This is a genomic window from Rothia sp. LK2492 (assembly GCF_040946345.1).
Lineage (GTDB): Bacteria > Actinomycetota > Actinomycetes > Actinomycetales > Micrococcaceae > Rothia > Rothia endophytica.
In genome coordinates this window covers 1-22,336 of sequence record NZ_JAYWLX010000005.1, presented here as the reverse complement: position 1 = coordinate 22,336, position 22,336 = coordinate 1, and the positions used below count along the sequence as shown (strand labels likewise).

Genomic DNA, 22,336 nt, shown 5'->3' with positions numbered 1-22,336 from the left:
ACTCTTGAGAGACAATGGAACATTTCATGTGATATGGTGAAGGTATCAGACACCGCCCACCTCTGTTACATGGAACCCCAAAGTTCTGCATGTATCATGTGGCGGTTTTCATTTTAAGTAGGTACTTATGGCTGAAAAAGGCTTCCTAGACCACCCAGATCTCATCGACAGACTTGAGCAACTGGGAATGCACATCAACGATAAGACTAAAGCTGAAGCAGAGCTCAGAAGACTCGGCTATCACCGCACGAGTGGCTACAGGTATCCCTTTAGAAAACTTCGAGAGCCCCTCACAGATGAGCTCATTAGACGCAGAGAGTTCCGCCATGATGAGTTTGAAGCTGGCTCAAGATTCGAAGACTCTATCGCGCTTGCTGATTTTGATACCAAGCTCCGGGCCGTCATCTTGACTGGCATCTTTGACTTAGAGGTAAGACTAAGAACTGCTATCGCGCATGTGATCGCACAGAAAAATCCCAAAGGGCATCTTGAGATTTCATGCTTAGATTCCACTAAATGCTGTGAACTTACTTCTTCCCAAAATGAAACATCCAAGTTTGAGGCTTGGAAAGCTCAGTACGAGAGCGCTAAAAAATCCAAAAATAATGACGATTTCATAGCACACCATACTCTTGTCTACAAGACAGAAATTCCAGTGTGGGCAGCACTAGAAATTGTGTCCTTTGGAACCCTCATTCACTTTTATCTTTTGATGAAGGTAGAAGACCAAAATGATGTGGCAAGAAAGTTCGGGGTTCGACAAGGCACCAAGTTTGGCTCATGGCTACTTTCAATCATGGACTTAAGGAACGACTGCGCTCATGGCGCAAGAGTTTTCAATAAGAGCATGAAGAGAAATGTATCTGTTCCTCCGAACTCTTACTTCAAAAAATATCTACAACATATTGATAAGACACTCCCAGCCGACAAAGTTTACATGCCGTGTGTCTTACTTGCCCACATGCTTAGATGCCATGAGTCTGGAACCAATTGGCACAACACGTTCAAAACCCAGATTAAAAAGCTACCCCAAATATATCTGAAAGAACTATCTGAACCGCTTATTACTGCCAAACGGAACATGGGTTTTCCTAGCAACTGGCAAGAATTAGAAATCTGGAATAACTAATATTCCACATGGACCTGCACGAACTGCTTCGGGGCGAGAAGGTGGAGGAGCTGAGCCACTAGATTCGTATTTTCTGAGAATCCAGAATAAGGCTAACGGCTGTGGTGTTCTCCCCTTCCTCATCACAGAAAAGAATAGGAGCGATAGGCTGAACGTCAGTGAAGAAATATATCATTTCTAGGATAGGAGGGTAGGAAATGACTATTAGCGCTGTGAGTTCTGCGATGTATAGAGCAGTAAGAAAAGCTAAAAAGGTACTGAAGACCAGTGGCAAAACTACAACTCGTCGCTCACACACCGAACATACGCGTGGCACAGATGGGCTAACAGACGCAAAACGGAGTCTCTATGCTCTACAGGCAAAGTCTCTGCACAACAGCCTGCCCATTAAAGACCTCGAAAAGGCATTTAGCCGTCTAGCTGCAGAGAAACACTAAAGCCCTGTAGGTTTTATTTTCGAAATTCCGCTGGGAGAGGTAAGGCAAGCCTGGCTCACAGCGAAGCTGCTGGCTCGATGAAGTGAGCGAGTGCGAGCGCGCGAGCACACTAGAGCGAACGAAATCCGCCGTCAGGCGGGGCGTGAGGGTCAGGCTTGCGCCTATTCCGCCCGCAGATTTATTTCCTCGCGCGCTCGGAATCTGCTGGGCTCCATCCAGCGTGAGCCTGGTGCTCCTTACTCGTCGTCTCCTACCGTACTTCGTACCCCACCGCCCAGATTACTAGACCGGCCTTATATTGCGTTTATGTAGGCTCAAATGAATCTTTACATAGACTCGAAGTTAAACTTGTACATCCTCTGTACAAAATTTTGTACAGAGGATGTACAAGTTGTTAAAAGTACTAGGTGGTTTCGCTAGTTTACCTAGGGAGCTCAGCGCTTCCTTCGTCTAAAGGTTCTAGCCGAGCTTGCACAATGCTCTCACGTACTTCAGGGATAGAACTAAGGTAAAGAGTTTCCTGAGTTGCTAGCCAATCATCTTCAGTAGTCATCATCAAGATGCTTTCCTACCGCACCTCGTACCCAGCCGCCCGGATTGCGTCCTTCACTTCCCCAATGCTGACCTCTCCGAAGTGGAAAATGGACGCTGCCAGCACGGCGTCCGCACCAGCCTCAACAGCAGGTGGGAAATGCTCGGGAGCGCCAGCGCCACCCGAGGCAATCAGCGGAATAGAGACGACCTCGCGCACCGCGCGAATCATGGGCAGGTCAAAACCAGCCTTAGTTCCGTCAGCGTCAATCGAGTTCAGAAGAATCTCCCCCACCCCGCGATCCTGAGCTTCAGCAGCCCATTCCAGCAGGTCAAGACCGGTATCCTTGCGCCCACCGTGGGTAGTTACTTCCCAGCCAGATGCAGTGTTACCGGTCTTCTTAGCGTCAAGGGACAGTACCAAAACCTGAGAGCCAAATCGCTCGGTAATCTCATTAATTACTTCGGGGCGATGAATGGCAGCAGTGTTAATGGACGCCTTATCGGCACCGGTGCGCAGCAGACGGTCAACGTCCTCAGCGGTACGCACTCCACCACCAACAGTCAGAGGAATAAAGACCTGCTCAGCGGTCTGCCCCACCACCTCAAAAGTAGTGGCTCGGTCGGAGGAAGACGCCGTGACATCCAGGAAGGTTAGTTCATCAGCGCCAGCCTCGTTATAGCGCTTAGCTAGCTCAACCGGGTCACCGGCATCCCGCAAGCCTTCAAATTTAACGCCCTTCACCACGCGGCCAGCGTCCACATCCAGGCAAGGAATCACACGAATAGCAACGCCCACAGCGCCACCTCACTTTCACACGAGAAATTAATTAAGTAAAAAGGCGGCGCCCCTCAGTGAGGACGCCGCCGCAAGAGTTTTACAGGCGAGCAGCCTGGATGGCGGTCACCAGAATGCCCCTACCACCGATGTGGTAGAGAGAATCCATCACTCGGTTAGCTGACTTGCGCGGAACCATAGAGCGCACCGCAACCCAGCCTTCACGAGACAGGGGAGAAATCGTGGGAGATTCCAGGCCCGGGGTTAGAGTAGTCGCCTGAGGAAGCAAGGATTCTTCAATGTTGTAGTCAATCAGCACATACTGGCGAGCAATCAGCACACCTTCTAGACGACGCTGCAGGCGCTCCAGCCCCGCGTGGTCTTCAACGCCGGGGCGCTTAATCAGCAGAGCTTCGCTGCGCATAATGGGGTCACCGAAAGGCTCCAGACCGGCTGCGCGCATAGTGTTGCCAGTTTCAACTACGTCAGCGATCGCGTCCGCTACGCCCAGACGGATGGAGGACTCGATGGCGCCGTCCAGACGGATAACTTCAGCGTCGATACCTGAGCGTTCCAGGTAGTTAGTCAGCAGTTTCTTGTAGGAGGTCGCAATGCGCTTGCCCTTGAGTTGGGCGGGGTCAGAGAAGACTCCAGCCGGGCCAGCAAAACGGAAGGTTGATTTAGCGAAATCTAGCTTGAGAGCTTCTTCTGCGTGGGTCCCAGAATCCTGTAGCAGGTCGCGGCCGGTGATTCCGACGTCAAGAGTTCCCTCGCCTACATAGACCGCAATATCACGGGGGCGCAGGTAAAAGAACTCAATCTCATTCTCTTGGTCCACGAGCACTAGTTCGCGGGAATCACGGCGCTGGAGGTAGCCAGCTTCGGTGAGCATGGTGGCAGCTGCCTGTGAGAGCATGCCTTTATTGGGGACTGCAACGCGCAGCATATTGGTTTTCCTTTTGCTTAGAGGTACGTGTAGATATCTTCGGGAGTCAGTCCCTTGGCGATCATCATGACCTGCAAATGGTAAATCAATTGTGAAGCTTCCTCAGCGAACTCAGCGTCCGACTGGAACTCAGCAGCCATCCAGACCTCGGCGGCCTCTTCAACAATTTTCTTGCCGATGAAATGGACGCCCTGATCCAGCTCTGCAACGGTGCCAGAGCCTTCGGGGCGGGTTTCTGCTTTTTCGGTTAGTTCTGCGAATAGCGATTCAAAGTTCTTCACCGTCTAACTCTAACCCCTGGCCTTAGCATGGCTCAAAGTTTGAACGGTTTGTTTCTCACATGCCGAGGTGTTCCCTTCCTTTAGAAGTTAGCGTTGCCCGCCACCATCACTCTCAACCTTAGAAAATGGCTTACTAAATACGGGCAAGATAATGTCCTGAGCATTGTACTCATCGACCATCACCTTGCTAAAGGTTTGCCCTGGGTGGCTATGTTTAAACTGGGCGCGTCTGAGGGCCCACATCATTTCTGATACCAGGTACTGTCCAGCAGTGCCGCCTGCCGATAGACAGTAGGTAATCAGCAGCGCCTGCCCCAGCGTCCCCAGTGCACCTTCTACGCTAAAGAGGGTTCCCAGCATGCCTTGATAAATCATCATCCCCGGAAAAAGAGGCAAAAAGCTGACAGTCATAATAGCGTTAGAGGTTAATTTCATCGGCTTTGCTAAGAGGACGCAGGCGCCCCCTACCGTGAGGGCGGCTAGAGCTGTGGCGGCGTGAGGGCTTAACCCTAGATTAGTGATGAGAAGGTAGGTTGCCTGTGCAGCTACACCCGTTGCGGCTAAGACCAGCAACTGCCATTTTCTTCCGCCGCAGGAAATCGCAAAACCCAGACTAACGAGGGCAGCTCCGACGATGGGGTCAGTGGAAACCTCGGTTTCAGCATCCAAAAGTCTGATGAAGATAAGGTTGTCGGGGGCGAACAGGCGAGAAACACCGATACCAACGCTAACGCCTGTCACCAGACCAGCTGTGCAGATAATTGCATCCATTAGTCGACCAAGAGCCGAAAGGTACCACCCTGTAATGGAGTCCTGCGCCGCTGCGTAAGCTGCGATTCCCGCCAGGTAAGCGGCTAGGGACGACACCACGATAATCGCTACGTCTGTTGTCGCTGTCAGCATGCTGAAAACCGTGGCGCTGAGCACCGCTGTAAAGCCTGCACCCGCAAACCTAAACAGGCCCGGGGCACGAGCAAAATTAACCCAGCTGTAGACCAATGAAACCAGAAGAGAAGAAATCAGAGCACCGAGAGCAGTAATCCAGGTAGCTCCAATGATTTGGCTGAAACCTATGCCAAGTAGACCAAATCCTAACATCGACCACATCCATGAAAGCGACTGTAAGGAGCTCTGCTCTTGTTCGAGAAGTTCGATACCCTCACCTGCACTAATTTCGTGAGTGAGAAACCGTTGAACTGTATCTTCGGTCTTTGACCGCCATTGAATGTCTAGGCCGGCGGGGGTGACTTCAAAAATCTCCGTATAGGGCAGCTGGTTCTCGCCGCGTGAATCGCTAATGATGAGTTGCCCCATCGTGACGCTCACAGTCACGCTAGTAAGACCCGCTGCTGTACTGATGCCCAGTAGGGTTTTGGTGGTTGAGGCAGAGCTTGCCCCACTGCGGATGAGTGAATCGCCCACTAGAGATAAGAATTTATAGGTTTCAACGTAGTGGGTCATGCTATCGAGGCTATCGCTTCTAACGCCCGATCATCAAACAGGCTTAACCTAAGTACCACCACGGCAAGACCTACGGCTTTTATCGAGGTCAGGTAACATCAACCGGCGGTTCGAAGGTATCTAACTGGCTGAAAAAACAAATATTTTCACTTTTGAGCTTAGGGACAAGGTTTCCATGTCTTACCGCCAGGGGCGTAACAGCGCGGCCCAGTGTAGTTGGGATAAGGTTCTTGAACCGGAGCTGGCTCCTGATAAGTAGGTTGAGGAGCAGGCTGGGCAGGTTCCGGGTTCGGGTTATCTGGAGCTGGAGCAGGTGCATACTCCGGCTGAACCACCTGTTCTGCTGCTACTCTGTCAGCTTCCGCTTGAGCTGCTTCGGCCTGTTCTGCTGCGATTCTCTGGGCGGCGGCTTGCTGTTCAGCGGCTAATTGCTCCATTTCTACCGCATCGTGCTGTGTATTAGTCTCACCAGCAATTCCATCATCTACAGCGGACTGAGCCGGAATTGTTTGCACGTACTTAGATTTCAGATCTTTTAACTGAATTAGTTGTTTTTGGGCAGCGAATGTAGCGCCATAAGAAGCTAAGTGCGCAAATGCTTCGTCGGTGGGTACTTTTTCAAGAATCTCAATGAGCAGGTCTGCCTCTGATAGTAAAGAATTGAGTTCTTCCTGAGTTTGGGCACTCTCCATTCGAGACTGTAGAGCATTAATTTGTGCAGGAATCGAACATGCAATATCAGGGCTGAATAAACCAGTCTTAGTATTGATAGCCATATTTTGGGCATTAAGAACCCTGGCATAGAATTTGCTGTTGGGTTCGAATACTACCGCAGTACCAAAACCGGATCGAGCTATTTCTTCATTGACAAATTCGCCATCGAGTAAGAATACACCGGCAAGTGTTCTGTCGTATTTGTCCTTTTTTTGGACATCATATTCAAGATGAACCTGAGTACCAGCAGGTAATTTACGCTCTAAGAACTCCGTTGCTTCAGGCCCGAGACATTGAACGGTCTTATTAGGGTGTTTTGTCTCAGGAGTATCGATGTTAAGCAGGCGGATAACTGTTGCTTTGCCTGAATCATCAACTTCAATAGTATCGCCGTCTATCACCCGTTTTACGGTAGCTGACGCAGATAAAGCCTGCGTTGTTGTTGCTACTTGCGATGTTGCCGAAGGTTCCGGTTTTGGCTGAACCTCATCTGTAGACGAACAACCGACCACGAGCAGTAGCGCTGGAATTACCAGCATTGCACGGCGAATACCTGTTTTCATATTTCCTCTGTGACATGTGTGCTTATGTATGAAGGTTTCTGCTCAGCTAGCAGAGTAAAGCAGGCCACAATAAGCCTTCATCTACTTTAAGCCATTGCAAACAGGCTTTGTTACCCATCAGTAATATGGACAGAATATTTACACAAAATAGTGACCCGTTAACTATGTCAACCGAAACTTTACTGGCATGATCTTACTCCATGCCAGTGAAGTTTCGGCTTACATCCAGTGATACGGACTAAGTCAGCTAACTGATGTTACGCAAGGCCAGCACTGTCTCTACTGCAGCGGCGAAAGCCTCATAACCCTTATCCTCTGAGGAGCCGGGTAGTCCAGCCCTGTCAATCCCCTGCTGCTCTGTATCGCAGGTCAGGACGCCGAAGCCCACGGGAGTCTTGCTCTGCACTGAAACGGTGGTCAATCCTGTGGTTGCAGCATCACATACATAATCAAAGTGAGGGGTGCCCCCACGTACCACTACGCCCAGGGCAACCACAGCATCAAAGGAATCAGCCAGGGTAGCTGCAGCCACCGGCAGTTCAAAGGTGCCAGGTACACGCACCACGGTCGGTTCGATACCCGCGTCGACTGCCGCACGGCGAGCGCCATCCAGCAGTCCGTCCATAATTTGGGTATGCCAGGACGCCGCCACAACGGCGACCTTTAGTCCTTTGGCTTCTTCGGGGGTGAGGGTGGGGGCGGGTGCTCCTGCTCCGCTCATGGGGTTCTCCTTAGGGTAGTGAACAGAAAAAGTTAGAAGGTCAGGCGGTGACGCATGCGGTCACGTTTTGTGGCTAGATAGCGGGCATTTTCTGCCCGCGGGATGATTTCATCGGGGACCAGTTCGGTGATGGTTAGCCCCAACTCCGCCAGTGCCTCTGCTTTGGCGGGGTTATTGGTAAGTAACCGTAACTCCCTGATACCCAGTTCCTTGATCATCACCACTGCCTGGGTGTAGTCCCTGGCATCCGCTGGCAGCCCCAGAGAGAGGTTGGCGTCCAGGGTGTCTAGCCCGGCGTCCTGCAGGGCGTAGGCCCGCAGTTTGTTAACCAGGCCAATCCCGCGGCCCTCGTGGTTCCGCATGTAGATGAGCACACCGCCTTGTTCGGCCATCATTTCTAGGGCCTGTTCGAGTTGCGGGCCGCAGTCGCAGCGGTAGGAGCCAAAGATGTCGCCGGTAGCGCATTCGGAGTGAATGCGCACCAGTGGCGCTTGGTTTGCCTGCGAGCGGCTCTGGGGCTGACCTTCAGTGGGTAAGGCCGTGAGAGCTAGGTGCTCGCTGCCATCGGCAAAACCAAATGCCTGCATCAAGAAAACCCCGTGAGGGGTGGGAACAGTGACCGGTTCACTGGTTTGGGTGAGACCTGTTGGGTTAGTCATGCTGACTCTCCAGGTAGCTGACTAGGTCAGCAATAGAAATCATGGGCAGGTGGTGTTCGGTGGCAAAGGTACGCAGGGCATCAAAGCGCATCATGTGGCCAGTGTCGTGCACTAGCTCGGCGATGACTCCTACTCCGGATAGGCCCGCAAGCTGAGTGAGTTCAACCGCGGCTTCGGTGTGGCCGGGGCGCTGGCGCACCCCGCCGTCTACTGCGCGGAGGGGCAGGATGTGCCCGGGGCGGGTGAGATCAGCCGGGCCGGACGCCGCGTGGGCCAGTACCTGCACGGTGCGGGCGCGGTCAGCGGCCGAAATGCCGGTGGTTACTCCCTCTCGGGCATCGCAGGTGAGGGTGTAGGCGGTGCCCTTGGAATCCTCATTGTGCTGGACCATGGGCGGTAGGTTGAGGGTGTCAGCTCGCTGGTTACTCATGGGAGCGCAGATGACACCTGAGGTGTAGCGTACGGTGAAACCCATGAGATCAGCGGTGGCGTGTTCAGCGGCGAAGATGATATCGCCCTCGTTCTCGCGGTCCTCGTCATCGACCACCACGACCGCTCCCCCACGTCCAATCTGTTCGATGGCGTCTTGGATGGTATCTAGGGCGGACGGCGTTTGAGTTTCGGTCTCGGGGCTAGCCGGTAGGGTGGCGTCTATACCCAAACCCGCAATTGCACCGGATACTTCCAGTAACCGCTGAACGTATTTGGCGAGGGCGTCGGTTTCAAGATTGACGGTGTCCCCCACCTGAACGTGGCCCAAAGTGGTGGCTTCTAGGGTGGCAGGAATCAGCCCCACCTCGAACCATGGATTCGCCTCCCCTGCCGGTGAAACCGCGGTGATGGTGAGGGAGACACCAGAAATAGTAATGGAGCCCTTGTGTGCCAGCTGGCCTGCCAACTCGCGGGGCACGTGCACGCGCAGGGTCCGCCAGCTGGCGTAGTCTTCCACCCGAGCAATGGTGCCCAGCCCATCTACGTGACCTTGCACCACGTGCCCATCAAACCGCCCACCGGCGGGCATGCAGCGTTCTAGATTGACGCGGGAAGCCGGAGTTAACGTGCCCAGGTTAGTACGAGCCAGGGTTTCACCCATCATGTCAGCGGCAAAAACGCCCTCGCCCAGTTCCTGGGTGCGGGTAGCGGTTAGGCATACCCCATTAATGGCAAGGGAGCCGCCGTGGGCAAGGTCAGAGATAATCTCCCCGGCATCGACGGTTAGTACAGCTGACTCCACCTCGCCGCTAGCAGAGGTGACAGGTTCAAGCGAGAGGACGGTGCCGGTTGCAGCAACAATTCCTGTAAACATGTGGGTTACCTTTCGGACGGCGCAGGGGTACCCTGCTGATCGGTAAGAAGTAAGTGGGTGGCAGTATCGGCACCCAACTGGCGGAGGGCAGGCTGTAACCCCAAATCATCGAGTTGCCAGTGGTGGGCTTGGCTGAGGGTATCGACCCCAAGGTCGGTCACGGCGGCGCGTCCTGCTCCTAGAAGCAGCGGGGCTCGATACCAGATCAGCTCATCGACCAGATTTGCTGCCAAAAAAGCCGATAGCACGGTGGGGCCACCCTCAATCATCAGGTGGCGCACTCCCCTGCGATAGAGTTCAGCAGCAGCGATTCGCGGGTCGCGAGTAGCCAAGTGAAGTGCTTTACCTGCGAGAGTTTCAGCAGCAAGGTGAGAGTGGGACGGCAGAGTATGGCCCATCACAGCGCGCAGGGGCTGGCGGGGTGCCAGTTGCCCATCGATTCGTGCGGTGAGCTGGGGATTATCAGCTTTCACTGTGCCGGTACCCACCAAAATGGCGTCCGCACGCGCTCGGAGAGTGTGCCCATCAGCACGAGCTTCTGGGCCGGTAATCCACTGGCTGCTACCATCAGCCGCCGCTATGAAGCCGTCTAAGCTTGAGGCAATTTTGGCGGTGATGAAAGGACGCCGACCGGCGGCGGCTAACCATCGGGCGTTTAGCTCATAGGCTTCTTGTTCCAGCAGCCCGTGGCTTACCTGAACTCCGCGGCTCCGCAGATAGTCGGCGCCGCCGCTGGCTTCAGCGGTGGTATCGGCGTAAGCGTAGATCAGCTCCCTGATTCCGGCTTCCGCCACGGCATGAGAGCAGGGGCCGGTGCGGCCGGTATGGTTGCAGGGCTCAAGCGTGACTAGCATGCGGGCACCGCGCAGATCTGTGCCTGCCTGGTGAGCGCAGGTGAGGGCGTCCGCTTCAGCATGAGGGGTACCAGCACCTCGGTGCCAGCCAACGCTCAGCACTCGGTTCTCAGGGGAGAGAACTACCGCACCCACCAGGGGGTTAGCGCCACGCTGCCCACACCGGGCAGCATGTAGAGCAAGAGCCATAGCCTGAGAGTCGGTGAGTTCTTGCCCGATATTCCCTAGCATTAGCGAACGTCTACCGTGGGATCAGGGAAGGCTGTTTCGACCTGAACACGGGCAGCTTCCTGGTTGCGGGTGCGCCACCATACAAAGAAGCCAATGAGGGTAAAGATACCGTAGAAGATGTACATAAAAGCACTGGCGTAGTAGCCGGCGCTCCACAGCAGGGGCACACCGACGATATCAACGGCTACCCAGACCAGCCAGAATTCTACCCAGCCTTTAGCCATGCCATAGGTTGCCAGCAGGGAGCCAGCGAAGATCCAAGCGTCAGACCACACCGGCTCATAGGAGCCGAGTGCACGGAAGATTGGGGTCAGCACGCCAGTACCAATCAGCATGAAAGCGACCATGAAGAGGCGTTCTTTCCAGCTAGCCCACTGGGGAATGACGGCGGCTTGGGTACTGCCGCTATGACGCGTTTGGTTCCAGCGGTACCAGCCCCAGATTGAAACGGCAATGAACATGATTTGACGCCCGGCTTGCCCCAGCAGGTTAGAGGTGCCGTAGGTCGTGCCAAAGAGGGTACCCAAGAAAACGGTGAGGAGCAGAAGATTACCGATAATGCCCACCGGCCATGCCCACACCTTGCGGCGCATACCGCCCAGGGCCGAAAGCAGACCAAAAATGTTGCCAAGGACTTCGCGCACCAATAGGGATTGATTATCACCAACCGCTATTTGAGCGTCGAAGAGCCACCGTAGAAAATCCATATGTTTCCCTTATGCTGGTGGCTCCGGGAGAACAAACGGACTACGGGCAGAGGCTAAAACTGAGGACGCCGCTGAGCGGAGCACTGGGTTTTGGCCGGTGCAGGTACCCCACCCCACCGGGTATAACAGTGGGACGGGTGTTTGTTCGTGCTACCTTCCATCCAGACTGTACTGTCTGCCAAGGAATTTCACCTTGCAGGTATCGGGCACTCAAGAGTGCCGTCAATTAGCGGGCTGTCACCGCAGGTTCGGATTTTCACCGGGTCCCGGAGCACGATTTTTTATTTATGTTTCAGTTATAGCACAGCAACACCCCTTTCTATTCCCTTGTCGACCGTCACCAACTATCGTTGAGAAATCCCCTACTGTTTGGCGGGGTTAAAAGACATGAAATATACTGTCTTATAGAGGCGTTCCGCTAGGTTTTAACCGCCGCTTTGGGATAAAGTCATGGTGACTTTATTACCTTTGAGAAATGTTTCCTATGCCCTCCCACAACCTCCCACCGGGGACACTAGCCAGCACCCCGGCGTCCACCGATGATCTCAATGACCGTCTAGATCAGCTACCCGTCACCCGGCGTCATGCTCGCCTCTTAGGAGTAACCGGTATTGGGTGGGCGCTTGATGCCATGGATATCGGGCTCATTTCTTTTGTCATGGCTGCCCTGATAGCACACTGGCATATTAGCTCTGGGCAAGCCTCCTTGCTTGCCTCTCTCGGTTTTCTGGGGATGGCACTGGGGGCAACTTTTGGCGGAAAACTCTCTGATAAGTACGGCAGACGGCACATTTTTGCCATCACCCTTCTGGTCTATGGGGTGGCTACAGGGTTATCAGCTCTGGCCCTCACCTTTACCACCTTGCTGGTGCTGCGTTTCATCGTAGGTCTGGGTCTAGGCGCTGAGCTTCCGGTTGCCTCCACCTATATTTCTGAATTTTCCCCCCGCAGAGTGCGCGGCCGGATGGTGGTCATTCTTGAAGCATTCTGGGCTCTAGGGTGGATTGCTGCAGCCCTCATCGGGACCTTCGTCGTAGGCAGTTCAGAAAACGGCTGGCGATTTGCCCTCGCTTTTGGTTGCATACCGGCTGCGTATGCTGCGGTGGTGCGGCTAGGTTTGCCAGAGTCAGTGCGCTATTTGGTGTCCCGCGGACGCCGCGAAGAAGCCCAACAGGTTGTTGAAAGTTTTGAGCGGTCGCGGCCTCTGCGCGCTTCTTCTGAAACCACTCAAGCCATCATTGAGGAGAGCCCAGATCTTGGGGCCCAAGCAGCAACCTCCATCTGGTCGCCCGCACTCAAGCGTCGTACCGGTGCCCTGTGGGTGATTTGGTTCTGCGTTAACCTGGCTTATTACGGCGCCTTTATCTGGATACCTTCACTACTGGTGGCAGCAGGTTTTGATTTGGTGAAGTCGTTTACCTTTACCCTCATCATGACCCTGGCTCAGCTACCCGGTTATGCGGTGAGCGCCTGGCTAATTGAAGCGTGGGGGCGCCGCGCCACCCTCGTCACCTTCTTGGCAGGTTCAGCGCTATCTGCCGTGGCGTACGGTCTAGCCGCTGAGCCCTGGATGATCATTACCGCTGGCTGTTTCCTCTCCTTCTTTAACCTGGGTGCCTGGGGTGCTCTCTACGCGGTGGGCCCGGAGCTTTACCCGGTTCAGTTGCGTGGAGCTGGGACCGGTGCAGCTGCTGGCTTTGGACGTCTAGCCTCAATTGCCGCCCCGCTGATCGTCCCGGTGCTCGTCGGTTTGGTAGGGGTCACCGGTCTCTTTGCGGTCTTTGCCGCCGCCTTCTGCACAGCTGCAGCAGCGACCCTATTTCTTCCGGAGACGAAAGCTCGCTAAGAGCCTTCTGCTAGGTCTACGAGGTCGTGAACGAGGGCTGTGGATGGTCTCGCGGTATGAGAGAAAAACGTGTCACATTTCAGTTTATTCTCTGAGATCCCCTGTGGATGAGGTGCTTTGTTAGCCGTGGCACTTTTCCGCCGGTAATACTGGTGCACACAAGAAGCCCAGTTTCAGGCAGACCTCAACCCCGGAGGAAACATCATGTTTCGTTCTACTGCACCCAAAATTATCCCCGCTTTTGCTGCTTTTGCACTGCTGCTCAGCGGCTGCGGAGTGCTCACCTCGCCCCCAGCGTCCACCGAAATTAACGCCGAGGAGACGCCGGTAACCAGCGCCTCACCCACCTCAAGCTCGCCTCCCTCATCAACTGCTGCAACAGAACCAACCGGCAACACTTCTCACCATGAGGATAGCGTCTACACTCCGGCAACGAATAAGGCTCCAGCGCAGAACCCACCAAAACCCACAATCTACGATGAATCCACCGAGTTAACTGCCCGGGGCCTCAGCTACGCCACGATGGATTGGATGGTCAGCCACAACTACGCCGTAACCACCGGCGATAGCGCGGTAGCCAGAGCAGCTATCGATAGCAAGACGCTGCCAGCCTTCGTAGAAATGTATGACACCTACGATGAGGTCTATCGGCAGGACAGCTGGATTGTAGGGGGGATTATGTATCTCGAACCTGCCCCAAAAAGTTTTGCTGAAACCGAGCAACCCGGTGTTTACAGCATGAACGTTCGCTACGGCCGTGAGTGCGGATCCTGGACAATGGACCACACCGAAACATACGAATGTACGGAAGGCTCCAGGGGTATACCAGCGACTATCTTTGCACGTTTCACCGGTGAGCGATGGATAATTGAGGACCTGCTCTTCGCCCCAGCCTAACTCCTCACCACCCGCTCTCCTGGCCTTTTTGCAGGGAGAATAGAAGCTCATCTGCAAAAGAAGCATCTTCCCACAGCCCTACAGTTGCAAAGAGTTTTTTAGCCTGAACCAGATGGTCACCAGCCTGATCGGTGTTACCTAGTTGAGCCTGCACTAGGGCAAGCTGCTGGTGGATAGCCCCCAACAGTTCTTGCTCCCCCAGCTCCTCTGCGCTGTGGTGTGCCTGGGTGAGATAGAGCAGAGCAGTTTCTGTGTTCCCTTGAGCCGCCAGCCCCTGAGCCATCGACAGGCGGGTCTGAATCATCTGGTCAGCTTTCTGCTCTGCCTCATAAAGGTCATAGGCGGCCGCCAGCATCTCCTGCGCTTTATCCTCAGCCCCTTCAGCCCGGTCAAGGCCGGCGATACAGGTCAGGTTATGGGCTGTGTCCAGCGTCCGCCCGCTGCCCTCATAGCCGTAAAGCCCCTGCACATACCAGATGCGCGCAGCAACCAGCTGCCCCATCTGGGCGTAAATTGACCCGACCTCTGTGGCAAAATCTGCCACCTGCTCAGCATCAGGTTTAGTATCAATCAGGACGCCGTGCGCACGCTTGACCTGCTCAAAGGCGATCTCAAGATGACCTAAGTCCCGGTTAGTTTCTGAAGCTACCTTCAGAGCAATAATCAACCCATAGCTCTCCCCCGCCCCTTCAAACCCTGCAATCGCAGTTTCCAGCTGGGGCAGGGCCTCTGCCAGCTGCCCTGCCTCAATGAGCTCCTGGGCTGCGGTGAGCGCGCTGTCTGCTTGCTCTAAAGCAATATTCATAGTCCCTGTGTTTTCGGTTCTTGTGCCACGCGAGGCGGTCAAAGGCTGGTGGTTGGTTGAGTCAAATGATCTAGTGACGGTGGGCGGACGCGGCAGCTTGGCGCAAACCGGCAATAGATGCTTCTACATCATCGGTTCCATAGACCGATGAACCCGCCACAAAACACGTAGCCCCTGCCTCTGCAGCGCGTACAATGGTTTCTTCGGTGATGCCGCCGTCCACCTGCACCATGACCGGAGCATCAGAGCCCTCAAGAGCTGCGGCAGCACGGCGAATCTTGGGCAGGGTGACATCAAGGAACTTTTGGCCGCCAAAGCCAGGCTCAACGGTCATAATCAGGAGCATATCTAGCTCTATCAACATATCCAGGTAGGGTTCCACTGCTGTTGCAGGCCTCAGTGCCATGCCCGCCTTAGCACCGCTCTCACGCAGAGTGCGGGCCAGTTTGATGGGCGCAATGGCAGCCTCAGCGTGGAAAGTTACCGACTCGCACCCCACCTCAGCGTAATCCGGCGCCCAGCGGTCGGCGTCCTCAATCATTAGGTGCACATCAAAAGGCACCGGGGAAACTTCTTTGAGCCGCTTAACCACCGGCAGACCCCACGTCAGGTTGGGCACGAAGTGGCCGTCCATCACGTCAATATGGGCGGCATCAGCTGTCGTAATCGCAGTTAGTTCCTCACCCAGTCGAGAGAAATCTGCACTCAGAATGGAGGGGTTAATGTGGCAGGTCATGTGGTGCTCCCTTGTACTAGCGGCCGGACTTCTCTCTATCTTATCGGCTAGAGCAACGCTGAACATAAGCGCCGTCACAGGTCATATGACGGTATTACAGAGTTCTGCCCCCGCGGCGAGGGGTAAACTCTTAGGGTCTTTTACACACAACAAAGGTTTCTCATGAACGCAGTTTTGCTTGCGGTAATCATTATGCTGGCGCTTTCAGCAGCGCGCGTGCACGTGGTCCTGGCGCTCTTTATCGGGGCCCTGGTGGGCGGTCTAGCCGGAGGCCTGGGCTTGGATGGCACCATGGTTGCCTACCAAGATGGACTCTCTGGCGGAGCCATGCTAGCCCTCTCTTATGCTCTGCTGGGTGCGTTCGCTATGGCCGTCTCTAGTTCTGGTCTGCCTCAGCTCCTGGCTAACCGTCTCATTAGCAGGGTCGGCAGCGAATCAAACGAGGTCAACGCCCGCATCGAGTTCACCATGCGCTGGCTGCTATTGGTCGGAATCCTTGCCATGGCGATTATGAGCCAGAACCTAATCCCCGTTCACATTGCCTTTATCCCGCTGATTATTCCGCCGCTGCTCGCTGTATTCAACCGACTGAAAGTTGACCGCCGCCTCATTGCTTGCGTGCTGACTTTCGGCCTGGTCACCACTTACATGTTTATCCCGGTGGGTTTTGGTTCAATCTTCCTCAACGATATTCTGCTCGGCAACATCGAGCTTGCCGGCATGAGCGTAGCCGGCATCAACGTCATGAAGGCAATGAGCATCCCTGCCTTGGGCATGGTCATTGGTTTGCTCATCGCGGTCTTTTTCACCTACCGCAAGCCCCGCAATTATCACTCTATCGATCTTGCCCCCACCGACTATGAGACCAAAGAGCCTTCCCGCTTCAGTGTCATCGTAGCGATCATCGCGATCATCGCTACTTTTACGGTTCAGGTCATCATGCAGAGCATGGGCACCGAAGCTAACTCCCTTCTGGTAGGTGCCCTGGTTGGTCTCATGATTTTCATGCTGACCGGTGCCGTCAAATGGCGTGAAGCTGACGACGTGTTCACTGCCGGTATGCGCATGATGGCGCTCATCGGCTTCATCATGATTTCAGCCCAGGGTTTCGCAGCGGTCATGGATGCCACCGGTGCCGTGGACCCCCTGGTGACCGTGGTAGCTGACCTCTTTGCAGGAAACAAGGGCGCAGCGGCAATAGCGATGCTGGTGGTCGGTCTCATCGTCACCATGGGTATCGGTTCTTCCTTCTCCACCCTGCCCATCATTGCCACTATCTACGTGCCCCTCTGCCTGGCGCTGGGTTTCTCCCCTCTAGCAACGGTTTCCATCATCGGCACCGCTGGCGCTCTAGGTGATGCCGGGTCCCCTGCGTCCGATTCAACGCTGGGCCCCACCGCGGGTCTGAACGTGGATGGGCAGCACGACCATATTCGCGACTCAGTGATTCCCACCTTCCTACACTTCAACCTGCCCCTTCTGGCGGCCGGCTGGATAGCTGCCATGGTTCTCTAGCCAGCCAGTAGACAAACAAAAATAACTCCCGGCATGCTCTGCCGGGAGTTATTTATATGCTTCAGGGCGGGGCTAACCACTAGGAAAAATAGCGGACGGTGCAGTGCGCGGCGAAGCTGGCTCGGGGCTGGCGTGAATCGCCCTAGTGAGCGAAGCGAACCAGGCGAGAGGGTCAGCTTGCCGCAGCTGTGCACGTCCGCAGTAGTGAATCCTGGTGGTTAGCCGGTAAGTTCTTGCTACTTCTTGCGGAAGAGGGCAAAGAACATGGCATCTGTGCCGTGCACGTGAGGCCAGAGCTGGCCGGTGGTGGCGGCCGGGTTCTTGTCGTCCGGGGTGAAGCCCGGGTCAAGATCACCGGTCAGGACGCTGGTGCCCGCTTCATCGGTGAGAGCAGCTGCTCGCAGGGCAGCTGCTGAATCAAGCAGTTCAACCTGCCCGGTACGAAGAATATCGTGCACAATGTTCTGGGTTTCAGCCATGTGCGGTGAGCAGGTCACGTAGGCAATGAGACCGCCGGGGCGGGTGACAGAGGCGGCAGCCTTGAAGAGGTCCAGTTGTAGGGGCAGCAACTCGGCGATATCCCGCGGGGTTTTACGCCAGCGAGCCTCGGGGCGGCGGCGCAGGGCACCCAGACCAGAGCAGGGAACATCCACCATCACGCGGTCAAACATCTGACCAGTTGCGGTCTTTTCGATCTGGCGTCCATCGCCGGTCACCACGCTATAGGAACCAGCGGGCAACGGTTGCAGTGACTGCTCAACCAGGCGAGCACGGTGCTCAGCCGACTCATTAGCCAGCAGTCGGGCACCGCGCTGAGCACCCAGGGCGCCCAACAGGGCAGCCTTACCGCCGGGGCCGGCGCAGAGATCAAGCCAATTGGAGTCCTCACCCTGAAGTTCAGCTTGAGCCAGCGCGCGAGCCACCAGCTGGGATCCGGCGTCCTGGGCGCGCACGGTACCCTCACGCACCGAATCTAAGCGGGCAAGATCGCCTGATGAATAGAGAGCTGAACCTGTAACTAAAGTGCCGTCTTCAGCACCCTTGGAGCGGGCCTCATCCAGGGACCCCAGACCGGGAAGTTCCACTAGGTTGACCGTGGGAGCCGCGTTATCAGCGTCCAACAGTGCCTCAATTTCGGCGGGCTTCCTGCCGTGGGCAGCCAGTGACTGGCGGAAGGCGCGCACAATCCAAGCTGGATGGGACTTATCCAGTGCCATGCGCTGAAGATCATCGGTGGCCTCGTTGCTAATGAGCTGATGCCACTCTTCGGAGCTACGTTCTGAGACCCTGCGGAGCACTGCGTTCACAAAGTTGGCTGGGCCGGTGCCGATCTCGGCACGGGCCAGGGCAACGGTCTGGTTGAGGGCGGCGTGATCGGGCACGCGCATAGCCAGCAGCTGGTGGACGCCCAGACGCAGAACCAGCAGAATCTTGGTGCCAATTCTGGCTACTTCACGGTCCACGCAGTGCGCCAGAATGGCATCATAGGTGCCCTGGTTACGCAGGGTGCCGTAGGTAAGTTCGGTAGCGAAACCGGCGTCTCGCTGGTCCAGATGATAGGCACGGATGGTTTTGGGTAGAACCAGGTTAGCGTAGGCATCCTCAGTAGCTACAGCTACCAGAACCTCAAAAGCTGCGGTACGGGCAGCATCACCGCTGCGGGCACGCTGAGAAGGGGCAGAGGCACTGAAGTCACGCTCATGCTGACCGCGACGGTTACGTTCCCGGCCCTGCACATTACGGCGGGTTTCTCCCCCGCCATCTCGCTTAAACTCCTGACGCTCCCCCTGGTTATCTCGATTGCCACCGCGGGAATCCGGGCGGCCCTCGCCACCACGTCTGTTACCGCCGCGGGCACCAAAGCCACCGCGGCTCTCATTATTACGTTCTTCGCCGCGGTAGCCCCGTTTTTCTGAGCTGTCGTTACGCCTGCTGTTATAGCCCTGGTCCTCCCGGTCACGGCGGGGCTGGCTATCGCTACGACGGTCATCGGATGAGCGGGCACCGCTGCGGCCCTGGCCTGCACGGTTTTGCCCTGATCGGTCAGCACCGCGGCTCTGGTTGCGGTCTCGGTTCTGGTGGTTGCGGCTACCGCCGCCTGCGTTCATGCTCATGCCAGCACTACTTTCTGTTCGGTGAGTGCTGAGCCAAGGCCTCGTGCCCAGTCAGCTGCGTTCATCATTTTCTTGCCCGAAGGCTGTACCTGAGTTAGTTCTAGGCTGCCATCTGCACAGGTGACCACGGGTTTTTTGGCGACTAGACGGACGGTACCGGGCGCACCCTCTGCTGGCGCGTCGCTGGGCAAAAGGAGGCCCAGCTTCAAGCGGGCACCAGCGTATTCACACCAGGCACCGGGTTCGGGGGTTACACCTCGTACCTGTGCAATGATGTCTGCCCGGTTGCTTGTGAAGTCAACTTTGCCGTCTGCGATGGTGAGCTTCGCGGCGTGGGTAGGATCGCCGGTCTGGGGTATTCCCGTAGCACCAGCTTTAATCTCAGCAAAGGTTGAAGCAAGCAGGGCACCGCCAGTGGACGCCAGTTTCTCTAGCATGCTGCCAGCACTATCTTCAGGCCCCACCAGCGCCGATTCGGTGGCGAAAACAGGGCCGGTATCCAGCCCGGTTTCTATGCGGAAGGTGTTAGAGAAAATCTCGGTCTCCCCCGCCATAAGTGCTCGCTGCACCGGTGCAGCACCGCGCCAGGCAGGAAGAGCAGAAAAGTGCAGGTTGATCCAGCCGTGAGGCAGAAGATCCAGGGCGCGGGCGGGCAGGATAGCACCGTAGGCAACGACTGCGGCGATATCGGCACCAACCGCAGCAACAGCGTCCTGGGTTTCGTCATCCCAGCGGTTGGCCTTAATGACGGGGATGCCTAGCTCAGTCGCTCGGGCAGCAACGGGTGAGGGGGTGAGCACGCGCTTGCGCCCTACCGGAGCGTCCTCGCGGGTCAGTACAGCTACGACCTCGTAGCCTGCCTCCAGCAGACCATCGAGCGGGGCCACCGCGATCTGCGGCGTTCCAGCGTAAATAACTTTCATCATCTTCTCTGTCTCTGCCTAGATACCGAAAGAACCGGGTTGAGCGCTACCGCTCTGCGTGGTTCCTGGCTGAGCTGTGCCAAAAGAACCACCGGTTGCTCCGAAGACGGAGCTTAAGTGAGCGGCGCGCTCCCCCTGCACGGCAGCGGCGACGTCGTTGTAGTTGTTCTGGCGGATTTTGCGCCAGACATTTTTCTTCTCTTCGCCCACCAGTCGGTCGATGAACATGGTCCCGCCCAGGTGGTCAGTTTCGTGCTGGAGCATGCGGGCAAACAACCCCTCACCGTCGTATATCACCGGTTCACCGTAGCAGTCCACGCCGGTCACCCGTGCCCAATTTTTACGGGGTGTCTCGGCAGATACGCCGGGTACCGACAGGCAACCTTCACCGCCTTCTTGCGGCTCTTGCCCGGTCTCTAGCACGGGGTTAATAATGTGTCCCTCGCGGTCATCAATGCCACCAAAGGTAAAGATGCGCTTAGAAATACCAACCTGCGGGCCTGCCAGACCTACCCCTCCCACGTCGTACATGGTTTCGAGCATGTCAGCAATTAGCTTCTCTAGATCAGCGTCAAAGACGGTGACCTCATCGCAGGCGGTGCGCAGCACCGGGTCGCCAACGGTTCGAATGGACAGGATGGTCATGGGGCTCTTTTCTCTTATCTAGGGGTTCAGGGGCCAGGATCAGGACGCCGCGGCGTCCGGGGTCTTTTCAAGCTGGCTTGCAGCGACGTGGGCTGCTTCCAGCTCTTTGGGGGTGGGCGGTGGAATCACCGGCATAAGCGCCTCGTGATCGGCCTCGGTCAGCTCCCGATTGTAGTCCCACACGCGCTTGAGGGCGCAAAACTTGAACCAGTTACTTTTCAGGAGGTGAGGGTTAGCCTGCTGAGGCACCACCTGGGTCTCGCCCAGAGCAACGCCCATCAAGATAGGGGCTTCACCGTGCTTCCATGGCTCCCAGTCGCCCTGCTCGGCATCGACCAGCGCTTCTTCAGCTTTAAGACCGGCAACCAGCTGCATGACCACTTTGTCGTCCAACGGCTTGACCCGACCCTTGCGGTCGGTGCCCTTGGTTTTGTAGTCGATGATGCAGGTGTGCCCAGCAATCTCAGCAACCAAATCTAGGGTGCCGGCGTAACCTACGGTCTCATTCCAAATAGTTACTTCGGTGGCCAGGGGCTTGGGGCGGTACAGCTCCCACCACTCGTCAAAACGATCAGCAAAAGCCTGCTCCCCGTGAGCAATGAGGTTCTCGCGATACCCCTCTACTTCGTGGGGCTGCCCCATGGATCGCAGGGCAACTTGTTCGGCATAGTTGTGCACGCGGTCCCCGCGGGCTGCCGCGGCATCCCTAAAGCGTTCAGAGGCTGAGGCGGCATCTCTAATGACCGCAAACTTAAGGCCAGCTGAACTGCTGGCTCTGTAGGAGCGCTGGTCTTCCAGCGCCGCCTTAGCAGCCATGTAGCCGTGCCAGCCACTCAGGTCGTTGGCTTGCTGCCCGATCACCGTAGTAATCGAAGGAACCAGTAGCTCACCGCCCACTTCGCGCGCGTACATGCGACCGTAATCGGTGGCGCTAGCGAGCATAGGAGTGGTCATGGTGTCCTGACGGGTTGGGAGCCGCGCCGGTTGGCGCTCTCTCGATTATACGCGGCGCGCTCGCACTTGCTAAGGGGGTGGCAGGGTTAGCTCAGCTACTCCCCTAACATCATAATAGCGGGCATATGCTATACCATCTCTGGTTGGCTCAATCAAAGTACATCATGTTCCTACTCAGCAAGGGAGGCTATCTTTTTTAGCACAAGCCGTCCTGCCTGAGTAGAAGTAGCTATATCCAGGGCTTGGAGCTTGATGTTGCGTTGGTCTAAATCCCGAGCTGTTCGCAAGGTATCTAACGTTGTTCTACCTAAGCAATCAAATCGAGTCACGACAATAGTGTCGCCATCCCGCGCGAAATATAAGTGCATCAATAAGGCCCGGACGTTAAGCCTTAAACCCGGAAGCAACATCTTTACAGAAGCATTCACACCCGTAATCCATCAGAGTCTTCTCCTGACTATCAAGAAGTTCTACTGGTTCACGGGTGGATATGCGACAGTAGCCTATTTTCATCTGGAGCTTTCTGGGTCAAGAGGCAAATACTCATTACCCAGAACACTATAGAAAATTACCCAAAGACCTA

The 22,336-nt window shown here is 55.8% G+C and carries 21 protein-coding genes and 1 riboswitch; of the genes, 4 read left to right on the top strand and 17 right to left on the bottom strand.

Annotated elements, in window-relative coordinates:
- Window positions 1-127 precede the first annotated feature (127 nt).
- Window positions 128-1,129, top strand: coding sequence for an Abi family protein (locus VVR27_RS07155; protein WP_368547731.1), 1,002 nt, complete (start codon window positions 128-130; stop codon window positions 1,127-1,129).
- A 1,005-nt stretch (window positions 1,130-2,134) separates the two neighbouring features.
- Here the strand turns inward: VVR27_RS07155 and hisF are convergent.
- From hisF to pnuC, 10 genes are all read right to left on the bottom strand, one after another.
- Window positions 2,135-2,896, bottom strand: a complete 762-nt coding sequence (gene hisF, locus VVR27_RS07150; protein WP_368547730.1) for an imidazole glycerol phosphate synthase subunit HisF — start codon at window positions 2,894-2,896, stop codon at window positions 2,135-2,137.
- Between the two features lie 79 nt (window positions 2,897-2,975).
- Complete coding sequence (gene hisG / locus VVR27_RS07145) at window positions 2,976-3,821, bottom strand: ATP phosphoribosyltransferase (protein ID WP_346872873.1); 846 nt, start codon at window positions 3,819-3,821, stop codon at window positions 2,976-2,978.
- Between the two features lie 17 nt (window positions 3,822-3,838).
- Window positions 3,839-4,102: a phosphoribosyl-ATP diphosphatase gene (locus VVR27_RS07140; protein WP_251379910.1), complete on the bottom strand. Its 264-nt coding sequence runs from the start codon at window positions 4,100-4,102 to the stop codon at window positions 3,839-3,841.
- Window positions 4,103-4,189: 87 nt separating this feature from the next.
- Window positions 4,190-5,563 carry a threonine/serine exporter family protein gene (locus VVR27_RS07135; RefSeq protein WP_368547729.1) on the bottom strand — a complete coding sequence of 458 codons (1,374 nt, stop codon included), beginning with the start codon at window positions 5,561-5,563 and terminating at the stop codon, window positions 4,190-4,192.
- Between the two features lie 158 nt (window positions 5,564-5,721).
- The gene (locus VVR27_RS07130) at window positions 5,722-6,840 is read right to left on the bottom strand and encodes a thermonuclease family protein (RefSeq protein WP_368547728.1); all 1,119 of its coding nucleotides are present in this window, start codon (window positions 6,838-6,840) and stop codon (window positions 5,722-5,724) included.
- A gap of 247 nt (window positions 6,841-7,087) precedes the next feature.
- On the bottom strand, window positions 7,088-7,561 hold the full coding sequence (gene ribH, locus VVR27_RS07125; RefSeq protein WP_368547727.1) for a 6,7-dimethyl-8-ribityllumazine synthase: 474 nt from the start codon (window positions 7,559-7,561) through the stop codon (window positions 7,088-7,090).
- 32 nt (window positions 7,562-7,593) lie between these two features.
- Window positions 7,594-8,220, bottom strand: coding sequence for a GTP cyclohydrolase II (locus VVR27_RS07120; protein ID WP_368547726.1), 627 nt, complete (start codon window positions 8,218-8,220; stop codon window positions 7,594-7,596).
- A complete protein-coding gene (ribB, locus tag VVR27_RS07115; protein WP_368547725.1) occupies window positions 8,213-9,526 on the bottom strand; it encodes a 3,4-dihydroxy-2-butanone-4-phosphate synthase in 1,314 nt (437 codons plus the stop codon). The genes VVR27_RS07120 and ribB overlap by 8 nt, the downstream gene beginning before the upstream one ends.
- 5 nt (window positions 9,527-9,531) lie before the next feature.
- Window positions 9,532-10,611, bottom strand: coding sequence for a bifunctional diaminohydroxyphosphoribosylaminopyrimidine deaminase/5-amino-6-(5-phosphoribosylamino)uracil reductase RibD (ribD, locus tag VVR27_RS07110; RefSeq protein WP_368547724.1), 1,080 nt, complete (start codon window positions 10,609-10,611; stop codon window positions 9,532-9,534).
- Window positions 10,611-11,318: a nicotinamide riboside transporter PnuC gene (gene pnuC / locus VVR27_RS07105; protein WP_368547723.1), complete on the bottom strand. Its 708-nt coding sequence runs from the start codon at window positions 11,316-11,318 to the stop codon at window positions 10,611-10,613. The genes ribD and pnuC overlap by 1 nt, the downstream gene beginning before the upstream one ends.
- Before the next feature lie 144 nt (window positions 11,319-11,462).
- A riboswitch (FMN riboswitch) is annotated at window positions 11,463-11,596 on the bottom strand.
- 206 nt (window positions 11,597-11,802) lie between these two features.
- Here pnuC and VVR27_RS07100 point away from each other — a divergent pair.
- A complete protein-coding gene (locus tag VVR27_RS07100; RefSeq protein WP_368547722.1) occupies window positions 11,803-13,164 on the top strand; it encodes an MFS transporter in 1,362 nt (453 codons plus the stop codon).
- Between the two features lie 204 nt (window positions 13,165-13,368).
- On the top strand, window positions 13,369-14,061 hold the full coding sequence (locus VVR27_RS07095; RefSeq protein ID WP_368547721.1) for a DUF6318 family protein: 693 nt from the start codon (window positions 13,369-13,371) through the stop codon (window positions 14,059-14,061).
- A 4-nt stretch (window positions 14,062-14,065) separates the two neighbouring features.
- Here VVR27_RS07095 and VVR27_RS07090 read toward each other — a convergent pair whose 3' ends face one another.
- Together VVR27_RS07090 and rpe are read right to left on the bottom strand one after the other, a co-directional pair.
- On the bottom strand, window positions 14,066-14,866 hold the full coding sequence (locus VVR27_RS07090) for a hypothetical protein (protein ID WP_368547720.1): 801 nt from the start codon (window positions 14,864-14,866) through the stop codon (window positions 14,066-14,068).
- Between the two features lie 70 nt (window positions 14,867-14,936).
- Window positions 14,937-15,602, bottom strand: coding sequence for a ribulose-phosphate 3-epimerase (gene rpe / locus VVR27_RS07085; protein ID WP_368547719.1), 666 nt, complete (start codon window positions 15,600-15,602; stop codon window positions 14,937-14,939).
- Window positions 15,603-15,764: 162 nt separating this feature from the next.
- Here rpe and VVR27_RS07080 point away from each other — a divergent pair, with 162 nt between their 5' ends.
- On the top strand, window positions 15,765-17,117 hold the full coding sequence (locus VVR27_RS07080; protein ID WP_368547718.1) for a Na+/H+ antiporter family protein: 1,353 nt from the start codon (window positions 15,765-15,767) through the stop codon (window positions 17,115-17,117).
- Window positions 17,118-17,353: 236 nt separating this feature from the next.
- On the opposite strand, the gene VVR27_RS07075 is transcribed toward VVR27_RS07080, so the two are convergent.
- From VVR27_RS07075 to VVR27_RS07055, 5 genes are all read right to left on the bottom strand, one after another.
- A complete protein-coding gene (locus tag VVR27_RS07075; protein WP_409349940.1) occupies window positions 17,354-19,231 on the bottom strand; it encodes a transcription antitermination factor NusB in 1,878 nt (625 codons plus the stop codon).
- A complete protein-coding gene (locus VVR27_RS07070; protein ID WP_368547845.1) occupies window positions 19,228-20,154 on the bottom strand; it encodes a methionyl-tRNA formyltransferase in 927 nt (308 codons plus the stop codon). Before VVR27_RS07070 ends, VVR27_RS07075 begins: the two co-directional genes overlap by 4 nt.
- Before the next feature lie 18 nt (window positions 20,155-20,172).
- Entirely contained in the window at window positions 20,173-20,799 is a 627-nt protein-coding gene (gene def, locus VVR27_RS07065) for a peptide deformylase (protein ID WP_368547717.1), read from the bottom strand.
- A gap of 39 nt (window positions 20,800-20,838) precedes the next feature.
- Window positions 20,839-21,753, bottom strand: a complete 915-nt coding sequence (locus tag VVR27_RS07060) for a cytochrome (RefSeq protein WP_368547716.1) — start codon at window positions 21,751-21,753, stop codon at window positions 20,839-20,841.
- 170 nt (window positions 21,754-21,923) lie between these two features.
- Entirely contained in the window at window positions 21,924-22,121 is a 198-nt protein-coding gene (locus VVR27_RS07055) for a recombinase family protein (RefSeq protein WP_353055969.1), read from the bottom strand.
- Window positions 22,122-22,336: the final 215 nt, after the last annotated feature.